At 62.5% G+C, this 18,410-nt stretch carries 16 protein-coding genes; 12 read left to right on the top strand and 4 right to left on the bottom strand.

Annotated features, from left to right (window positions below):
• The first annotated feature begins 101 nt into the window (after positions 1–101).
• Positions 102–4,862 carry a hypothetical protein gene (locus ABE456_RS17800; RefSeq protein WP_346645071.1) on the top strand — a complete coding sequence of 1,587 codons (4,761 nt, stop codon included), beginning with the start codon at positions 102–104 and terminating at the stop codon, positions 4,860–4,862.
• Positions 4,863–4,871: 9 nt separating this feature from the next.
• On the opposite strand, the gene ABE456_RS17795 is transcribed toward ABE456_RS17800, so the two are convergent.
• Positions 4,872–5,147, bottom strand: coding sequence for a polyhydroxyalkanoic acid system family protein (locus ABE456_RS17795; RefSeq protein ID WP_346645070.1), 276 nt, complete (start codon positions 5,145–5,147; stop codon positions 4,872–4,874).
• Between the two features lie 124 nt (positions 5,148–5,271).
• Between ABE456_RS17795 and ubiE the strand changes: the two genes are divergently transcribed.
• The 11 genes from ubiE to ABE456_RS17740 all read left to right on the top strand — a co-directional run bounded on the left by ubiE (position 5,272) and on the right by ABE456_RS17740 (position 15,614).
• Positions 5,272–6,042 (top strand): bifunctional demethylmenaquinone methyltransferase/2-methoxy-6-polyprenyl-1,4-benzoquinol methylase UbiE, encoded by a 771-nt coding sequence (gene ubiE / locus ABE456_RS17790; RefSeq protein ID WP_346645069.1) that lies wholly within the window; start codon positions 5,272–5,274, stop codon positions 6,040–6,042.
• Positions 6,042–6,665, top strand: a complete 624-nt coding sequence (locus ABE456_RS17785) for an SCP2 sterol-binding domain-containing protein (RefSeq protein WP_346645068.1) — start codon at positions 6,042–6,044, stop codon at positions 6,663–6,665. The genes ubiE and ABE456_RS17785 overlap by 1 nt, the downstream gene beginning before the upstream one ends.
• Positions 6,662–8,284: a ubiquinone biosynthesis regulatory protein kinase UbiB gene (ubiB, locus tag ABE456_RS17780; RefSeq protein WP_346645067.1), complete on the top strand. Its 1,623-nt coding sequence runs from the start codon at positions 6,662–6,664 to the stop codon at positions 8,282–8,284. Before ABE456_RS17785 ends, ubiB begins: the two co-directional genes overlap by 4 nt.
• Before the next feature lie 72 nt (positions 8,285–8,356).
• A complete protein-coding gene (gene hisI / locus ABE456_RS17775) occupies positions 8,357–8,749 on the top strand; it encodes a phosphoribosyl-AMP cyclohydrolase (RefSeq protein WP_274908367.1) in 393 nt (130 codons plus the stop codon).
• Position 8,750: 1 nt separating this feature from the next.
• Positions 8,751–9,086, top strand: coding sequence for a phosphoribosyl-ATP diphosphatase (locus tag ABE456_RS17770; RefSeq protein WP_213658635.1), 336 nt, complete (start codon positions 8,751–8,753; stop codon positions 9,084–9,086).
• A gap of 224 nt (positions 9,087–9,310) precedes the next feature.
• Positions 9,311–9,583, top strand: a complete 273-nt coding sequence (locus ABE456_RS17765; protein WP_085676666.1) for a twin-arginine translocase TatA/TatE family subunit — start codon at positions 9,311–9,313, stop codon at positions 9,581–9,583.
• Between the two features lie 3 nt (positions 9,584–9,586).
• On the top strand, positions 9,587–9,964 hold the full coding sequence (tatB, locus tag ABE456_RS17760) for a Sec-independent protein translocase protein TatB (protein WP_346645066.1): 378 nt from the start codon (positions 9,587–9,589) through the stop codon (positions 9,962–9,964).
• The gene (tatC, locus tag ABE456_RS17755) at positions 9,961–10,749 is read left to right on the top strand and encodes a twin-arginine translocase subunit TatC (RefSeq protein ID WP_346645065.1); all 789 of its coding nucleotides are present in this window, start codon (positions 9,961–9,963) and stop codon (positions 10,747–10,749) included. The genes tatB and tatC overlap by 4 nt, the downstream gene beginning before the upstream one ends.
• Positions 10,746–11,453, top strand: a complete 708-nt coding sequence (locus ABE456_RS17750) for a 16S rRNA (uracil(1498)-N(3))-methyltransferase (RefSeq protein ID WP_346645064.1) — start codon at positions 10,746–10,748, stop codon at positions 11,451–11,453. Before tatC ends, ABE456_RS17750 begins: the two co-directional genes overlap by 4 nt.
• Before the next feature lie 101 nt (positions 11,454–11,554).
• The gene (locus ABE456_RS17745) at positions 11,555–13,477 is read left to right on the top strand and encodes a methyl-accepting chemotaxis protein (RefSeq protein ID WP_346645063.1); all 1,923 of its coding nucleotides are present in this window, start codon (positions 11,555–11,557) and stop codon (positions 13,475–13,477) included.
• Between the two features lie 193 nt (positions 13,478–13,670).
• Positions 13,671–15,614 carry a methyl-accepting chemotaxis protein gene (locus tag ABE456_RS17740; protein WP_346645062.1) on the top strand — a complete coding sequence of 648 codons (1,944 nt, stop codon included), beginning with the start codon at positions 13,671–13,673 and terminating at the stop codon, positions 15,612–15,614.
• Between the two features lie 115 nt (positions 15,615–15,729).
• Here the strand turns inward: ABE456_RS17740 and ABE456_RS17735 are convergent, their stop codons facing one another.
• The 3 genes from ABE456_RS17735 to ABE456_RS17725 form a co-directional block, all read right to left on the bottom strand.
• Entirely contained in the window at positions 15,730–16,464 is a 735-nt protein-coding gene (locus tag ABE456_RS17735) for an amino acid ABC transporter ATP-binding protein (protein ID WP_003249271.1), read from the bottom strand.
• Positions 16,457–17,419 (bottom strand): amino acid ABC transporter permease, encoded by a 963-nt coding sequence (locus tag ABE456_RS17730; RefSeq protein WP_294340690.1) that lies wholly within the window; start codon positions 17,417–17,419, stop codon positions 16,457–16,459. The genes ABE456_RS17735 and ABE456_RS17730 overlap by 8 nt, the downstream gene beginning before the upstream one ends.
• Positions 17,420–17,498: 79 nt before the next feature.
• Positions 17,499–18,296, bottom strand: coding sequence for a transporter substrate-binding domain-containing protein (locus ABE456_RS17725; RefSeq protein ID WP_233689858.1), 798 nt, complete (start codon positions 18,294–18,296; stop codon positions 17,499–17,501).
• Positions 18,297–18,410: the final 114 nt, after the last annotated feature.

Genomic DNA, 18,410 nt, shown 5'->3' with positions numbered 1-18,410 from the left:
AGAAACCTCACCCTAAGGACGTCGCTGTCACACACATGTACCGCAGCCATTCTCGACCAAGGCACTAGCGTCGCACACTTCACCTCACGGAGTTCGACGCCATGACCGTTGTAGCAACACCAACCAGGCAGACGTTCAAGCAAAGGGTGGCAGCCTGTTTCGAAGACCGTCCGAGCCTGCGCGATGTCTTGTCGCATGAAGGCTTCCAGGCGCTCGCCGATCGCTATCCATGGATACGCAGCAACCATTCACGGATAACCTCGCTGGATGCTTTCGTCATCCTGCACGCTGCCTCAGGCACGAACCAGCCGGTGCGCCAGAGCATATTGCTGGACGAACTGCTGGGGTGCTTCATTACCCGCGAGCCCGTCCAGCTGCGCGCGTCGGACCTGTTGAGCATCAGTCCTCCAGACGTCTTCCACATTCAAGAGCGGGGCCTGGACAGCCGCACTCAACCCGAAATTGCTGCAGACCTGAGCAAGCTCAACACCGACTTCGATGCAGTTCTCGCCACGCTGCTGGAGGCATACCAACAAGCACAGATCGGTTTCTGGAACGGGCTGGACGAGGTAAGCCAAGTTTCGCGCATGCTGTGGATGGAACTCACCATCAAGGCCACCTTGCTCGAAAACCTTCCACGACAAGGCCTGGATGCAGGTGCGAAGACGGCGGTGTTCGAGTTGCTCGATGGGTCATCAGAGGGCCTGACTGTCGAAGCGGTAAACGTCACGCTCGACGCGCATGGCGGCAGTCACGCCTTCACCCTGCCCGACCTGCTACTCACCGTCGCGCACGGCAGCGATGCGGGGATACTTCAGTGCAAGCCTTGCGGGACGGTGCGCAAGCATGCCGACCTGCCCAGTTTCGCCGCTGCGCTGCAAACCGATTTGGCGCAGCGCTATCAGTTCGAAACGATGTCCTGGGCTCACACCTCTGTGATCGGACGCCCATTCGCGTTCCAGGCCAGGCAACTGCTCAACGGTATACTCGACGACATCGCAAGCCTGCGCATTGACGGGGTGACAGCCCTTGATGCGCTGGAACGGCAGCTACGCCAGGCCAGCGATCCGTCGACGCTCTTCCTCGACCAGCCCCTGCAAGAGCAGCCACTAGCAGCCATAAGCCCACCAGCATGGCTGGCCAACGCCAATGCCGACGATCGCTATGCCTACCATGACGCCCTGCTCGACCTGGCGGTGAGCCAAGGCCAATCGAAGGGTGCCACTTCGTTGGGGGACATCGAGGATATCCACCGCTACACCGCACGCCGGCTACAAGAGCAGCTGCAGGCGAGCCATCCAGACAAGACGGCACACGATCCAGACCAGGTGTTCATCCGTATTTCCCAGAGCATCGTCGGCAGCGGTACGCAGGGGCAATCCCTGTTTCTGCGCAGGCAGAGCCTGACTGATCTGGCGATTTCCCGCGTGCACCCAGAGGCCGGTGAAGTGATGACAGGGATCAGCATCGGGGAAGGCGAGCCGACGGAAGAATGGTTGAGCATCGAGCAGGTCAGGGACCTGATTCACCAGGTCGATATTGGCGGCCAATACCCCGGTTACTTGCAAGACAAGGTGAAGACCGAACCACGCAGAGCCGAACGGATCCGCCAGCATGCCAGGGAATGGCGGTATACCCTTCGTTTCAGCACCCTCAAGGCGAAGATCGAGCAACGCCTTGGCGAGCCTGCGAGCCAGGCCCTTCTGGACTTCTGCAAAGGCTCAGACAGTGCCACTGGAGACGTTCGCATCGCCCCTCTGGCCTTCCTCTGTGCACCCGGTGCTTCGGCAAGCGATGTCGCTCATGGGATGTTCATCATCGAAATAGCGGCTTGCCGCACGTGGGCGTTGTACCGTCCCTTCTACGCCGATCAGGCAATACAAGAGTTTGCAACGCTTGAAATGCTGATGGCCGCAATCCGCGCCAAGGGAGAATTGCAAGAAAGCGCCCTGGCCTGGCTCGACGACGAGGCGCGCCCAGTTTATGAAAACGATGGTTTCAACCACCCGCACCTGCATCCGAACCTCTCCAGTCTGTTGCATTTGATCAGTACCGACGGTGAGCTGGTGGATGCGCTCCTGCAACGCCTGAGACGCCCAGTCGAAGCCTCGTTCCAGGCATGGACAGAGGATCTGGACACTCAACTGTTCGACGCCAGGATAAATGCCATGCTGCTGGCCGCCAGCAGCACCAGTGTTTCCAACGCCCAGGAAAAGAGGGCATTGGTGAAAGAAGCCGTCTGGGCGCTTTTCAATACCGTCACCCAGTTCTGGCATGGCCCGCTGGCCAGCCTGGTCTGGCTGGTACTGGCGCTGTCGGCGGCCAGGCAAGACGTGCAAGCGCTGCTGAACGGTAGCGGTGACAACAGGATTGTCGCGTTGACTGACCTGCTTACCAATCTGGCCCTGCTCCTCGCCCACCGCATCGCACCGCCAGTGGTCAACGATGCGTCGCCCACTACCCTGCGCTTTTCCGGCCCCGTGCAAAAAGGTGAATTTGCAGCACGGGTACTCGGGCAGCCGAAGGTGAAGGCTTGGGAAAGCCCTGTGGAAACGCCGCGATCCGCTTCTGATCGTGTGCACAGCTGGCATGACGAGCAGCGCCTCGGCAACCTGTCGGTGCAACAGCGCCAGGCACTGAGCCAGTTGCAGGCCAGGGTGTCTCTCGACGGGCAGCTACCCCTCGTCGAAGGCCGCTTGCGGGGGTTGTTCCAGGTTGCCGGGCATCATTACGTCAAGCTGGGGGATGGCGTCTATGAGGTCATGGAGTCGTGGAATGGCATGCAGGTCATCGGTCCGGGGCAAAGCAGCAGCGAATGGGTCTCCGAATGGGGGGGCAGCGCAGACAACTACCACATCGTTGGTCGTGAACGCCGAAAAGGACCATGGTTGGCTCGGTGGAACGGTAATTGGGCGCTGAACTTGAACCTTGCGGGTGGCATGCCCAGGAGCAGGGCAACCATGAAGGCTGACAACCTTGAGCGCTTCAATGCATTGAAAACGCACACCGAGGCCAATAAAAAAGCGCTGAGCGACATGACAGTACTGCTGGAGCGTAACCGCCTGCAGCTTCAGGCTTATGACGACCTTGCCCTCGATTACGGTACGGCTTTGGACGCACTACCAGCGCAGGAGCGCGCCTCGCCGCCGCAAGCCCTGCAACGCCAGAAGCAGACGCTGAAAGCCGAGCGCACGAAGCACTTGCCGGAACTCAGGGCATCCGCGCTGTATCTGGAGCGGCAAAGTACGTTGCTATATGCAAACATCGAAGCATTCAAGGAAATGAGCGAGCCGAGGTTCAGCCGGCTCGACCCCGCTGGCCAGAGTCAAAGCCGATACGGCAGTTGGTTCGATGCAGCCATCGACAACGACATGCTGCTATGCCGCCGGCTGCTGGAACAGGTCGACCACCAGGCACTTGCTGCCCAGGCCACAGGACTACAACGCTTTCCAGAAACGGCCGAGCAGATCGGGCAATACACCGTTTACCGCGATCTGGTACGCGACTCTTGTCAAGCCAGCCGGCGCCTGCTGGTGGTCAGCGAGCGGCTCGACCTGAGAATACCGGAGGCACTGCAGGACTCTACCGTCGACTTCGCCAACAAAATCACCAAACTCAACGCACACATCCGGCGCAGGACGTATTCGACGCTGGTGGTGCGGGCCCAACTGCTGAGTGACCTGGCCTACCTGGCCGTAGACAAGCTTCAGCTCACCGCAGACACCGCCGAGTACCTGCTTACAATGCGCGCCCCCCTCAGCGATGCCGAATTGAGCCGCACGATATGGAGCCACGACGGGCTGCCAACCACAGACGTAACAACCCAGGTCAAAGCCGAGGTGCTTGAGGACATTCTTCAGAAATACTGTTCCGTGCGGGATCGGGCCCGCTACATGCAAACGTTGGACGACCCCGCGCTGGTTACCAGCGTGCTGGCGGAGTACACAAGCCAGTTGGAGACGATCGTCCAGATCACGGAGCAGCAACTTGGCGCAACCTTGGCCACGCTCGACAGCGGCATCAACCTGCCACCACCAGCGCCTGTCCATCGTCTTGCACCAGCCAGACGCAAGGTCATCCGCATTGCCCGGGGCCGGCCGCAACTGGTGGAGGTCGATCCAAGTGGTAATCAGGCGATCCAGCGCAATGCGTTCAGCCTTGAACCTGCCCGGCGTTTTTCGCAACGCAACGGTGAGTGGTATGAAGAGCCTGTCAAAGGGCTGCCCACTCCGCCCGGCCGAAGACACTTGCGCAAGTGTGCCAGCCGCCTGCTAGCGGAAGTGGAAGGTAAAATTGCCTTCGCCGCGCGTTTCGCCAATGAACCCAACAGCCTTGCCGACTTCCTGGAATGGCCGATAGATGACATGCGCGAAGTCCGGCAACGGCTGGGCGAGCAAAGCAACCCCCTGGACGGCGACCTGATAGATCGCCTGCAGGCAGCTGCAGATCGCGTCGCCCATGAAAGACTCCGACTGCTCACCGACGCGTACCTCAATTCCCGTCACCCGGGCAGCAGGGCTTTGCGTTTTCTCGCCGAACAGAACCGCATCAGGATCAGGCAGACAGTCATTCGTCGACAGCTACGCCACGCCAATGACTACCTTGACGTCTACGAGATTCGCGATGCCCAGGCACCACAACGGATACTGTGGGAGGCACATTTCCATTATCCCGGGCTCGAAACGGCTGGCCACGACTTCGTCAAAGGCCACCTCAAATTCTGGGATGCCGGCGTGAGGGGGCGGGATGCCATGCTCGAACAAGCCGCGAACGCACGGGAACGCATTGCCATCTATCGTGGTGACCTACGCCTGGAGCAGGTGATCGGTATCATTCCTTTCCCGGCCGACCCACCACGCTAGCCGCCCGGCTCAGGCCAGGGCCTTGTCCAGCGCCCGCTCGATTTCGCCCTTGATGGTGCCGCTCATCATCGACAGCATCATGCCCAGCTTGAGCTCCACGCGGATGCTGTCTGCGCCAATGTGCACGCTGCCGTTGGCGCCGCTGCGGGCCACATCGACCCGGTCGCCGTTCCAGGTAGCCTTGAGGTCGTATTCGCGGCTGAGCTTGTCGACCAGCGCTTCGGCCTTGGCGCGGGCGGCATCGCGGCCGAGGGAGTGTTTGCGTTCGACGCTGATCTGGGTCATGCGGGCGTTCCTGAAGATGTAGACATAATGGGCATTATGCCCGCCCCTGCCCACTGGCACACCCCGCCAAGACAAATCCGCCCGTTCGCCCTAGAATGGCGGTAATTTTTTTCGGTGAAGCGATATGAACGACCAGCGCAAAGGCGACCACGCCGAACCCACCACCCATTTCGGCTACCAGGACGTACCTGAAAGCCAGAAGGCGAAGAAAGTCGCCGAAGTGTTCCACTCGGTGGCCGCCAAGTACGACCTGATGAACGACGTGCTGTCCGGCGGCATGCACCGCCTGTGGAAGCGCTTTACCATCGAACTGTCGGGCGTGCGCAGCGGCAACCGCGTGCTGGACATCGCCGGCGGTACGGGCGACCTGGCCGCCAAGTTCTCGCGCCTTGTAGGCCCGACCGGGCAGGTGGTGCTGGCCGACATCAACGATTCGATGCTCAAGGTCGGCCGTGACCGGCTGCTCGACCGTGGCGTGGCCGGCAACATCGAGTTCGTCCAGGCCGACGCCGAGAAGCTGCCGTTCCCGGACAACCACTTCGACTGCGTGACCATCGCCTTCGGCCTGCGCAACGTCACCCACAAGGACGAAGCCATCCGTTCGATGCTGCGCGTGCTCAAGCCTGGTGGCCGCCTGTTGATCCTGGAGTTCTCCAAGCCGACCAACAAGCTGATGTCCAAGGCCTACGACGCCTACTCGTTCGCCTTCATGCCGCTGGCCGGCAAGCTGATCACCAATGACTCGGAAAGCTACCGTTACCTCGCCGAATCGATCCGCATGCACCCGGACCAGGAAACCCTGAAGAGCATGATGGTCGAGGCCGGTTTCGACCGCGTCACCTACCACAACATGACCAGCGGCATCGTTGCCGTGCACCGGGGGATCAAACCCTGATGCTGCTGGCAGGGCTGCTCGCCAGCGTCGAACATGGCCTGAACCGCGTCCTGCGCATGGACAGCACGGCCCTGCCGCGGCTGGCCGCACTGGAAGGCAAGGTCATCGAGATCGACTGCCGCCAACCGGCCCTGCAGGTGTTCATCCTGCCCGATGAAGAGGGCCTGATGCTTGCAGCCCACTGGCAGGGCGAAGTCGACTGCAGCCTGCGCGCCCCTGCCGGCAGCCTGGCACAACTGGCCCTGGCCCGGGACAAGACTGCCGTACTGCACAGCCCGCAAGTCGAGCTGCATGGCGACAGCGCCGTGCTGCTCGACCTGTTCGGTGTGCTGCAAGACCTGGAGCTGGACTGGGAGCACGAGCTGCAACGCTGGCTTGGCCCGGTTGCCACGGCAATGCTGGCAGGCCACATCCGCCTGCGCGCACGCTGGACCCGCCAGGGCCTGGCACGCTTCAACCAGAACCTTTCCGAGTACCTGGCCGAAGAGTCCCGCACCCTGGTCGGCAAGCGCGAAGCCGAAGCCGCCTTCAGCGAGCTCGATGCCCTGAAGCTCGACACAGAACGCCTCGAGGCGCGCCTCAAGCGCCTCTCCCGATCCCTTGATACCAGCGATAACGCATGAAGCTGCTCGCCGTCCGCCGTCTTTTTCGCATCCAGCGTGTGGTGATCCGCTACCGTCTCGATGACCTGCTGTTCGAACAACCCCTGCTGCCTTGGTGGCTGGCCAGCCTGCGCCTGCTGATGCCGTGGCGCTGGCTGCCACGCAAGCCAACCGATTTGAGCCGTGGCGCACGCCTGCGCCTGGCGCTGCAGGACCTGGGGCCGATCTTCATCAAGTTTGGCCAGTTGCTGTCCACCCGCCGCGACCTGCTGCCCACCGACATCGCCGACGAGCTGATGCTGCTGCAGGACCGCGTGCCGCCGTTCGACCCACAAAAGGCCGTGGCGATGATCGAAGCGCAGCTGGGCGCCAAGGTCGGTGAGGTGTTCAGCCGCTTCGACGTCGAACCACTGGCCTCGGCCTCGGTGGCCCAGGTACACGCCGCACGCCTTAAAACCGGCGAAGAAGTGGTAGTCAAGGTAGTGCGCCCGGGCCTGAAGCCGGTCATCGCCCAGGACCTGGCCTGGCTGTTCCTTATCGCCAAGGCCGCCGAGCGCGCCTCGGCCGATGCCCGCCGCCTGCACCCGGTGGAAATCGTCGGCGACTACGAAAAAACCATCTATGACGAGCTCGACCTGCTGCGCGAAGCGGCCAACGCCAGCCAGCTGCGGCGCAACTTCGAAGGCTCCGAGCTGATGTACGTGCCTCAGGTGTACTGGGACCTGTGCCGGCCCAAAGTGCTGGTAATGGAACGCATCTATGGCGTGCCGGTGACCGACATGGCCACCCTGGCCGACCAGCGCACCGACATGAAGCTGCTGGCCGAACGTGGCGTGGAGGTGTTCTTCACCCAGGTGTTCCGTGACAGCTTCTTCCATGCCGACATGCACCCCGGCAACATCTTCGTCAGCACAGTAAAACCCTGGAGCCCGCAGTACATCGCCATTGACTGCGGCATTGTCGGCAGCCTCACCGCCGAGGACCAGGACTACCTGGCGCGCAACCTGATCGCCTTCTTCAAACGTGACTACCGCCGCGTCGCCCAACTGCACATCGACTCGGGCTGGGTGCCGGCGCACACCAAGGTCAACGAATTCGAAGCGGCGATCCGCACTGTGTGCGAGCCAATCTTCGAAAAACCGTTAAAGGATATTTCCTTCGGCCAGGTGCTGATGCGCCTATTCCAGACCGCTCGGCGCTTCAACATGGAAGTACAGCCGCAGCTGGTGCTGCTGCAGAAAACCCTGCTCAACATCGAAGGTCTGGGCCGCCAGCTGTACCCCGACCTGGACCTGTGGAGCACCGCCAAGCCGTTCCTGGAGCGCTGGATGCGCGACCGCTACAGCCCCAAGGCCATGTTCGGCAACCTGCACAGCCAGGTGGAACAACTGCCACACTTGGCCGGCATGACCCGCGATTTGCTCGAACGCCTGTCGCAGCCACACCTGCACGACCCACAACTGCCGGAGCGGCGCCGCCAGGGCGACCGCTGGGCGCTGCGCCTGCTGGGCGCCGGCCTGCTCGGTGGTGGCGCAGTACTAGCCGCTGGCGCCGCCGAGGCCGCCAGCCTGGCCGCACCGGCTGCCTGGCCGGCCTGGCTGATGCTGGCCGCTGGCCTTTACCTGATCGTGCGCCAATAGCCAGCCGCGCCTGTGGCTGGCACACTAGCGTAAAGGGCCCGGTACAGGAGCGGGCCCGCTTTGGAGTCGACGATGAAAGACTGGCTGGACGAGATCAAGTGGAACAGCGACGGCCTGGTACCGGCGATCGCCCAGGACCACAAGACCGGACGCGTGCTGATGATGGCCTGGATGAACCGCGAATCGCTGGCCCTGACTGCCGCCGAGCAACGCGCCATCTACTGGTCGCGTTCGCGTGGCAAGCTGTGGCGTAAAGGCGAGGAGTCCGGGCATGTGCAGAAGCTGCATGAAATGCGCCTGGACTGCGATGCCGACGTGATCATCCTGATGGTCGAGCAACTGGGCCATATTGCCTGCCATACCGGCCGTGAAAGCTGCTTCTACCGCGTCTATGAAGGCGGCCAGTGGAAAACCGTCGACCCGGTCCTGAAAGACCCGGATGCCATCTACAGCGCAGGACACTGACATGAGCGACACCCTCAACCGCCTGGCCGAAGTGCTTGAAGAACGCAAGCAAGCGGCGCCCGACAGCTCCTACGTGGCCAGCCTGTACCACAAGGGCCTGAACAAGATCCTCGAAAAACTCGGCGAAGAGTCGATCGAAACGATCATTGCCGCCAAGGATGCCGCTGTGAGCAAGGATTACAGCGATGTCATCTACGAAACCGCCGACCTGTGGTTTCATAGCCTGGTGATGCTCAGCGCGCTGGGTCAGCATCCGCAAGCTGTGCTGGATGAACTGGAACGCCGCTTCGGCTTGTCCGGGCATGATGAGAAGGCCGCACGCCAACCATCTGCCTGATGTATCCCAGGGGCGCTCTGTGCCCCCCTGTGGGAGCGGGTTCACCCGCGAAGAATGCAACGCGGTATATGGCACCGGCTGCGCCGGTGTTCGCGGGTAAACCCGCTCCCACAGGGGGCCGCGTCGCCGGAACAAATTGCTGGACCCTGTAGAAGCGGCCTTGTGTCGCGAAAGGGCTGCAAAGCAGCCCCAGAAGGTTCACTGACATTTTTCAGGAGTACGAAATGGGTATCTTTGACTGGAAACACTGGATCGTCCTGCTGGTGGTCGTGGTCCTGGTGTTCGGCACCAAGAAACTGAAGAACTTCGGCAGTGACCTGGGCGAGTCGATCAAGGGCTTCCGCAAGGCCATGAACGAAGAAGAGAACAAGCCGGCCGAGCAGACCCCGCCGCCAGCCCAGCCTGTTCCACCGGTACAGAACACTGCCCAGCCGCAGCAAGGCCACACCATCGAAGGCCAGGCCCAGCCGGTCCAAGAGCCACAGCGGAAAGACTGACCCATGTTCGGCATCAGTTTCAGCGAGCTGCTGCTCGTCGGCCTGGTCGCCCTGCTGGTGCTCGGCCCTGAGCGCCTGCCGGGTGCCGCGCGCACGGCAGGCCTGTGGATCGGCCGGCTCAAGCGCAGCTTCAACAGCATCAAGATGGAAGTGGAGCGCGAAATCGGCGCCGACGACATCCGCCGCCAGCTGCACAACGAGCACATCCTGCAGATGGAAGAGGAAGCCAAACGTATCCTCAACCCGATGACGCCACCGGTGCAGCCACCGGTCACCACGGCCACCGTGCAGCCCCCTGCAGGGCTTGAAGCCAGGCCGGTCGAGCCGCCTGTCGCACCGGCCGCACCTTCTGAACCGCCACAACCGCCGCGAGCCCCATGAGCGAGAATCCGGAACACGACCAGCCGATGCCGCTGGTTTCGCACCTGACCGAACTGCGCACCCGCCTGCTGCGCTGCGTTGCCGTCATTTTCCTGATCTTTGCCGGGCTGTTCAGCTTCGCCCAGCAGATCTACACCATCGTTTCGGCGCCTTTGCGCGATCACTTGCCGGCCAATGCAACGATGATCGCCACCGACGTGGCCTCGCCGTTCCTCACGCCATTCAAGCTGACCATGATCGTGTCGCTGTTCCTGGCGATCCCATTCATTCTTCAGCAGATCTGGGGCTTTATCGCGCCCGGGCTGTACCGCCATGAAAAGCGCATTGCCATTCCGTTGCTGGTGTCGAGCATCCTGTTGTTCTACGCCGGCATGGCCTTTGCCTATTTCCTGGTGTTCCCGCTGATGTTCAAGTTCTTCGCCGCTGCCACCCCGGCAGGCGTGGCGATGATGACCGACATCGCCAACTACCTCGACTTCGTGATGACGCTGTTCTTCGCCTTTGGCGTGGCCTTCGAAATCCCGGTAGCGGTGGTGCTGCTGGTATGGATCGGCGTGGTCGATGTTAAATACCTGAAGAAGATCCGCCCCTACGTGATCATCGGCTGCTTCGTGGTCGGCATGGTCCTCACCCCGCCGGACATCTTCTCGCAGACCCTGCTGGCAGTGCCCATGTGGCTGCTGTTCGAGATCGGCGTACTGTGCGGCAGCCTGATCCGCAAGCGCAGTGCCCACGACGAAACCGCCGACGACCATAACGACCAGCCACCAGCGACCCAACCGTGAACCTGTTGCTTCTAGAAGAGGCCGACTTCGTCTCGGCCGACCGCGTCATCCTTGCTGATCGGCGTTTCACCCACATGCAGGAAATCCACCGTGTGGCGGTGGGCGACAACCTGCGTGTGGGCCGTATCAATGGCCTGATGGGCAAGGCCACGGTGCTGCGCCTGGAACAGCACGAAGCCGAACTGGAAGTGGCCTTTGACCAGCAGCCACCGGCCAAGCTGCCGCTGACCCTGGTGCTGGCAGTGCCACGGCCGAAAATGCTGCGCCGGCTGTTCCAGACCGTAGCAACGCTGGGCGTGCCGCGGCTGATCCTGGTAAACAGCTACAAGGTCGAGAAAAGCTTCTGGCAAACCCCCTTCCTGCAGCCCGACAGCATTCGCGAAAACCTCATTCTGGGCCTTGAACAGGCACGCGACACCGTGCTGCCCGAAGTAATCATCGAGAAGCGCTTCAAGCCGTTCGTCGAAGACCGCCTACCAGCCATCGCCGCAGACACCCTGGGCCTGGTTGGCCACCCCGGCCCCTACCCCGCCTGCCCGCGCGCCGTGGAACAAGCCGTGACCCTGGCCATTGGCCCCGAAGGTGGCTGGATCCCCTACGAGGTCGACCTGCTGGGCAAGGCCGGTTTGGCGCCCGTGCAATTGGGTGACCGCATCCTGCGGGTCGAGACTGCTGTCACCGCGCTGCTTTCGCGCATTTTCTGACGTAAACGCCGCTTTCTCGCCCATCAAGTTTCTCTCCCCTGGGCCGATGGCCTTGGCAACACAACAACTATTTGTGCTGCCAAGCCGCCGGGGAGTCGTACATGTATCAATGGTTAGCCCAATCGTTGGGCAATGTGAGCGTCAATCGCAAACTGGGGCTGGGCTTCGGCCTGGTGCTGCTGTTGACCCTGGCCATCACCCTGACCGGCTGGCACGGCATGGACAGCATCATCGACCGTGGCGACAAGCTGGGGAACATCTCGGTCATCCAGCAGCACACCCAGGAACTGCGCATCGCCCGCCAGCATTATGAGCGTCGGCGCGACGAGGCCTCGGTAGCCGAGCTGGAAAAAGCCCTGGCCAACCTCAACCAGCAGGTGCAGTTGATGCTCGGGCAGATCGAACACCCTGCCGACCGCCAGCGCCTGGAGCAGCAGCGCGAGGCCGTGCGCACTTACCAACAGGCGTTCAACGAGCTGAAGCAGGCTGGCCAGCGCCGCGAAGCCAGCCGAGGCGTGCTGGGCGACAGCGCCGACAAGGCCGTGGAGCTGGTCGGCCGGGTGCAGCAGCGCCTGCTGCAGGGCGGCGACATCAACCAGTACCAGCACGCAGTGGAAGTCAGCGCCCTGCTGCAGCAAGCGCGCTTCCAGGTGCGTGGCTACACCTACAGTGGTAATGCCGACTTCCAGCAAACGGCACTGAAGGCCATCGACCAGGCCCAGGCCGAGCTGCGCGCACTGCCGGCCAAGGTGCCTGCCGAACATGCTGCCAGCCTGGACGATGCTGCCACTGCCATGGCGGGCTACCGCGATGCGGTAAGCCAGTTCGGCAATGCCCAGACGGCCAGTGAGCAGGCCCTGCAAAGCATGGCCGAGCAAGGCACGCTGCTGCTGCAGACCAGCCAGGCGATGACCACCTCGCAAACCGAGGTGCGCGACGCTGCGGCCGCCCAGGCCAAGACCCTGCTCATGATCGCCACCGCGCTAGCCCTAGCCTTGGGCCTGCTGGCGGCCTGGGCGATCACCCGGCAGATCATCATCCCGCTGCGCCAGACCTTGCGCGCCGCAGAACGCGTGGCCAGTGGCGACCTGACCCAGAACCTGCAGGTGAACCGCCGCGATGAGCTGGGCCAGCTGCAGGCCAGCATGCAGCGCATGACCCAAGGCCTGCGCGAATTGATCGGCGGCATCGGTGATGGCGTCACGCAGATTGCCAGCGCCGCCGAGCAGCTGTCGGCAGTCACCGAGCAGACCAGCGCCGGGGTCAACAACCAGAAGGTCGAGACCGACCAGGTGGCGACCGCCATGAACCAGATGACCGCCACCGTGCACGAAGTGGCACGCAACGCCGAGCAGGCCTCGGAAGCCGCCTTGATGGCCGACCAGCAAGCCCGCGAAGGCGACCGCGTGGTGGGCGAGGCCGTTACGCAGATCGAGCGCCTGGCCGGCGAAGTGGTCAACTCCAGCGAAGCGATGAACCAGCTCAAGGCCGAAAGCGACAAGATCGGCAGTGTGCTCGATGTGATCAAGTCGGTGGCCCAGCAGACCAACCTGCTGGCCCTCAACGCAGCGATCGAAGCCGCCCGTGCCGGTGAGGCCGGGCGTGGTTTTGCCGTGGTCGCCGACGAAGTACGTAGCCTGGCGCAACGCACCCAGCAATCGACCGAAGAGATCGAAGAGCTGATTGCCGGCCTGCAAAGCGGCACCCAGCGCGTGGCCAGCGTGATGGACAGCAGCCGCCAGCTGACCGACAGCAGTGTTGAGCTGACCCGCCGTGCCGGCAGCTCGCTGGAAACCATCACCCGTACCGTGTCATCGATCCAGGCGATGAACCAGCAGATTGCCACGGCGGCAGAGGAGCAGACGGCCGTAGCCGAAGAGATCAACCGCAGCGTGATGAATGTGCGGGATATTTCCGACCAGACCTCGGCGGCCAGTGAAGAGACGGCCAGTTCCAGCGTGGAACTGGCGCGTTTGGGTACCCATTTGCAGGGGCTGGTGGGGCGGTTCAAGCTCTTATATTAAAAATGGGCCGCCTGTTCCGGCATCTTGGGGGGTTTGCCGGCGAAGAGGCCAGCACAGGCGAAAACATCCTACTCGTTGCGGTGAAATTTCCTACCTGATTATCAGGTCAAGTCCTACAGCTCCGCTGCCGATTGGCAGAGGTGTCATGCCGGCATTACGCCTGCATGCCCCCCCAACCGCACGGAGACCTCCCATGCTCAGCTACCTCAACCAAAAGCTCGGCAACATCAGTGTCGCGGCCAAGCTGGCCCTCGGCTTCGCCGTGGTCCTGCTGCTTACCCTGGCCACCACCGTCAGCGGCTGGCGCGCGTTGGATGGCGCCATTGTCCGTTCGCAGCAACTCAGCGAAATAGGCCTGATCAACGACCTGACCAAAGACCTGCGCGCAGAGCGCATCACCTACCGCGTGCTCAACGACGACGCCAGCAAGTCCCGCATCACCAGCATCCTCGAACAACTGAACAATATGCTGACCACCCTGCAACAACGCAGCAGCGTCGATGAATCACGGCAGTTGCTGAGCGAGAAGCTGACGTTGCTGCAGCGCCTGCGCGATGACTTCAGCGAACTGCAACGCAGCGTCGCCAACCGCATCGCCCTGCGCGAAGCCATGCAGACGCAGGAGCAGAAACTCAATGATGCCATCGACGAACTGCAGACCCAGGCCTTGCTGAGAATGCCCGCCGACAGCCAGCAAAGCGGTGTGCTGGGTCTGATGGACACCCTTAGCCGGCATGTCGATGGCGCCAACCAGCAGAGCCTGGTGCCGGCCTACACCTTCTCCCCCGTCGAGGACTTCGCCAAGGTCGGCGACGGCGCCCTGAACGCTGCCGACAGTAGCCTTGAGCAACTGCTCAGGGGCCTGGCGCCACTGGGCCTGCCACGCGCTGTCAGCGAGCAGCCTGGGGTCGAGCTGGCCAAGTACCGCGCCAGCCTGGACCAGTACCGTCGCGCCGCCGTGCACGTCGAGCAGCTGCAGAACAACATGGAGAACATGGGCAATGAGCTGCGTGCGGTCAGCCTTGAGCTGGGCAAGCGCAAAGTCGAACAACGCGACAGCGAGGCTCTGGCCGCCCGCTCTCTGCTGACCAGTGTGGCACTGCTGGCGCTGGCGGTAGGCGTGCTGGCCGCGTGGCTGATCACCTTGCAGATCACCCAGCCGTTGCGCCAGACGCTGACCGTGGCTGCGCGCATCGCCAAGGGCGACCTGAGCCAGGTCGAGGTGGTGGAACGCCGCGACGAGATGGGCCAGTTGCAGACCAGCATGCGCGAAATGGCTTTGAGCCTGCGTGAGCTGATCGGCGGCATCGACCAGGGTGTCGGCCAGCTATCACAGGCCGCCTCGCAACTGGCCGCCAGCAGCGAAGACACCAAGCTGCGCATCAACCAGCAGCGCGAAGAAACCGACCAGGTCGCCACCGCCATGAATCAGATGAGCGCCACTGTGCAGGAAGTGGCGCAGAACGCCGAACAAGCCTCGCTGGCCGCAACCAATGCCGACCAGCAGGCGCAGGTGGGCGACCAGGTGGTGGCCGAAGCCATCGGCCGCATCGAGCAACTGGCCGGGCAGATGGACCATTGCCTGGCGGCCATGCAGCACCTGGCAGGCGAGAGCCAGCGCATTGGCAGCATTCTCGATGTGATCAAGTCGGTCTCCGAACAGACCAACTTGCTGGCCCTGAATGCGGCGATCGAAGCTGCACGGGCGGGTGAGGCCGGGCGCGGCTTTGCTGTGGTGGCCGATGAGGTACGCGGCCTGGCCCAGCGCACCTCGACGGCAACCGAGGAGATCGGCCAGCTTATCGACAGCCTGCACAACGGCACCGACGAAGTGACCCGCTTGCTCGACAGCAGCAAGAACCTGACCGAGCAAAGCGTGGAGCTGAGCCGCAGGGCCGGGCATGCGCTTGGCCAGATCACCGATACGGTGTCGAGCATCCAGGGCATGAACCAGCAGATCGCCACCGCCAGCGAAGAACAGAGCGTGGTGGCCGAGCAGATCAACCGCAGCGTGATCAATGTACGGGATGTGTCGGATCAGACCAGTGCGGCCAGTGAGCAGACGGCGGCTTCGAGTGGGGAACTGGAGCAGCTGGGGCAGCAATTGCGGGGGATGGTCGGGCGGTTCAACATTTGAGATTGCCGGGGCTGCTTTGCAGCCCTTTCGCGACACAAGGCCGCGCCTACAGGAGATCGCATACCCCTGTAGGAGCGGCCTTGCGGCGCGATGGGGCGCAAAGCGCCCCCAGCGGTTAAAGCACCTGGCGCAGGAACGCCTGGGCGCGCGGGTCTTTCGGCGCGGCGAAGAACGCGGCCGGGGCCGAGTCTTCCAGCAGCTTGCCGTGGTCGAAGAACAGCACGCGGTCGGCCACTTCGCGGGCAAAGCCCATTTCGTGGGTTACGCAGACCATGGTCATGCCTTCCTGGGCCAGGGTCTTCATCACGTCCAGCACCTCGCCGACCATTTCCGGGTCGAGCGCCGAGGTCGGCTCGTCGAACAGCATCACTTTCGGGTCCATGGCCAGGGCACGGGCAATCGCTACCCGCTGCTGCTGGCCACCGGACAGACGCGACGGGAACTCGTTGGCCTTCTGCGCAATGCCTACCTTTTCCAACAACGCCCGGGCCTTGGCCTCGCGGTCAGCCTTGTTGCGCTTGCGCACCACCTTCTGTGCCAGGCACAGGTTTTCCAGCACGGTCATGTGCGGGAACAGGTTGAAGTGCTGGAACACCATGCCGACTTCGCGGCGGTAGGCGTTGATGTCGGTTTTCGGGTCGGCCAGTTGCAAGCCGTCGATGGCCACATGGCCTTGGTCGAAATGCTCCAGGCCGTTGAGGCAGCGCAGGAACGTCGACTTGCCCGAGCCCGACGGGCCGAGCACTACCACCACTTCGCCTTTGGCGACCTGGGTGGTGACGTTATCCACAGCCCGTACCACCTGGCCGCGGGTGTCGAAGACTTTCAGCAGGTCACGGACTTCAATCACTTTGCGCAAGCCTCCGCTCAAGCCGGCTGGCAATGTGCGACAGCGGCAGGTTGATCAGCAGGTACAGGCCTGCCACGCAGAACCAGATCTCGAAGGTCGAGAACGAGGTGGTGATGGCCTCGCGGCCGCTCTTGGTCAGTTCGGTGATGGCGATCACCGACACCAGCGAAGTGTCCTTGACCAGGCTGATGAACTGGCCGGCCAACGGCGGCAGCACGCGCTTGAATGCCTGCGGCAGGATTACGTGACGCATCGACTGGCCAGCGTTCAGGCCCAGCGAGCGAGCCGCTTCGTTCTGGCCCTTGGCGATCGACTGCACACCGGCCCGGACGATTTCCGCCACGTAGGCGCCAGTGAACAGCGCCAGCGCCGCCACCCCGGCGAACTCGCGGGACAGGTTGAGCACGGTGCCAATGAAGAAGTAGAAGATGAAGATCTGCACCAGCAGCGGCGTGCCGCGCACCAGCTCCACATAAACGGTCGACAGGTCGCGCAAGGTGGGGTTGTTCGACAACCGGCACAAGCCGGCGAACAGGCCGATTACCAGGCCCAGTGCCCCGGACACCACCGAAATCCACAAGGTGGTCCATAGGCCCCAGGCCAGCGGGCCTGCTGCCCAATGCCGGGTGACGCCAATCTGGTCGCCTTCGGCAACATCGTCGCCACGGCTCAGTTGCAGGCTGTCCTTGGCCACATCGAGTACTTGCTCGGCACCGCTTTCGTCTTTCAGCGTGACACGGGCGTTATCGCCGGAGATGACGATTTCCTGCACGGTACCGTAGCCGGCAGCGCGCTGTGTTTCTTCGGCCTTGTAGGCAAAGTACTGCGGTACGCGGTTCCAGCGCCACTCGTAGGAAATCATCGAGGTGGCCATGTACAGGCTGAACGCCAGGCCCACCAGGACCAGGGCGGTCAGCCCATGCCAGGGCCACTGGGCTTTCTTGTGTTTGATCACGTGGGGTACTTCCGTAAATGCGAACGCGCAGGGTTTGCCTGCGCGTCGGGGTCATAAAGCCGGGCTTGTGGCCTGGGCCTTATTCCATTTCCTTCAGCCAGTCCTTGTTCTTGAACCACTTGTCGTGAATACGATCGTAGGTCCCGTCATGCTTGATCTGGTGCAGGAAGTTGTTGATGAAGTTGATGCTGTCGTAGTCGCCTTTCTTCAGGCCGAAGGCCAGCGGCTCGTAGGTGAAGGGTTCTTCGAGGAACAGCAGCTTGCCGGCACCGGCCTTGTCCACCGCCACCACGTTGTACGGCGCGTCGTAGACGAAGGCGTCAGCCTTGCCGTTGACCACGTCCATCACCGCTTCCTGCTCGTTGTCATAGCCGTGGTACTTGGCTTTGCTGATCAGCTTCTTGGAAACCATTTCGCCGGTGGTGCCGAGCTTGGAGGTCAGGCGGTACTTTTCGTTGTTCAGGTCCTTGTACGACTTGATCTCGCCAGCCAGTTCCTTGCGGATCAGCAGGGTCTGGCCAACCACGATGAAGGGCTCGCTGAAGTTCAGGCGCAGGTTACGTTCCTGGGTCAGGGTCATGCCGCTGCCGATCATGTCGAACTTGTCGGTCAGCAGGGCTGGGATGATGCCGTCATAGGCAGTGGAAACGGCCTCGAACTTGACGCCCATCGACTTGGCCATGGCCTTGAGGATATCGACTTCGAAGCCGATGATCTCGCCACGTTTGTTGGTCATCTGGAACGGCATGTAGGTTGGGTCCATACCCACCCGCAGGGTGCCGCGCTTGACCGCGTCATCGATAGCGCCCGCCTGTGCCGCCGTCACAGCGACCAGGGCGGTAACACCGACCAGCAGTCGCGAAAGGTATTTCTTGATCATCACCAAGTCCCCTAGCAAGAAAAGTAGCGAATCTTATTGTTGGCACGGCCGTACCGGCCAATGCGTTATATCGGAGTGGGATGCTAACGCATGGCGGCCCGGGGACCTAGA

It is taken from the genome of Pseudomonas sp. TWI929, assembly GCF_039673335.1.
In the GTDB taxonomy this organism is placed as follows: domain Bacteria; phylum Pseudomonadota; class Gammaproteobacteria; order Pseudomonadales; family Pseudomonadaceae; genus Aquipseudomonas.
This window is presented reverse-complemented; position numbering and strand designations above follow the sequence as displayed.

What these genes read in the sequence shown, in the direction of transcription:
- ubiB (WP_346645067.1), top strand. Translation starts at nt 6,662, where the DNA reads ATGAAGCTGCTCGCCGTCCGCCGTCTTTTTCGCATCCAGCGTGTGGTG.
- hisI (WP_274908367.1), top strand. Translation starts at nt 8,357, where the DNA reads ATGAAAGACTGGCTGGACGAGATCAAGTGGAACAGCGACGGCCTGGTA.
- tatB (WP_346645066.1), top strand. Translation starts at nt 9,587, where the DNA reads ATGTTCGGCATCAGTTTCAGCGAGCTGCTGCTCGTCGGCCTGGTCGCC.
- ABE456_RS17770 (WP_213658635.1), top strand. Translation starts at nt 8,751, where the DNA reads ATGAGCGACACCCTCAACCGCCTGGCCGAAGTGCTTGAAGAACGCAAG.
- tatC (WP_346645065.1), top strand. Translation starts at nt 9,961, where the DNA reads ATGAGCGAGAATCCGGAACACGACCAGCCGATGCCGCTGGTTTCGCAC.
- ubiE (WP_346645069.1), top strand. Translation starts at nt 5,272, where the DNA reads ATGAACGACCAGCGCAAAGGCGACCACGCCGAACCCACCACCCATTTC.
- ABE456_RS17800 (WP_346645071.1), top strand. Translation starts at nt 102, where the DNA reads ATGACCGTTGTAGCAACACCAACCAGGCAGACGTTCAAGCAAAGGGTG.
- ABE456_RS17785 (WP_346645068.1), top strand. Translation starts at nt 6,042, where the DNA reads ATGCTGCTGGCAGGGCTGCTCGCCAGCGTCGAACATGGCCTGAACCGC.
- ABE456_RS17745 (WP_346645063.1), top strand. Translation starts at nt 11,555, where the DNA reads ATGTATCAATGGTTAGCCCAATCGTTGGGCAATGTGAGCGTCAATCGC.
- ABE456_RS17765 (WP_085676666.1), top strand. Translation starts at nt 9,311, where the DNA reads ATGGGTATCTTTGACTGGAAACACTGGATCGTCCTGCTGGTGGTCGTG.
- ABE456_RS17795 (WP_346645070.1), bottom strand. Translation starts at nt 5,147, where the DNA reads ATGACCCAGATCAGCGTCGAACGCAAACACTCCCTCGGCCGCGATGCC.
- ABE456_RS17740 (WP_346645062.1), top strand. Translation starts at nt 13,671, where the DNA reads ATGCTCAGCTACCTCAACCAAAAGCTCGGCAACATCAGTGTCGCGGCC.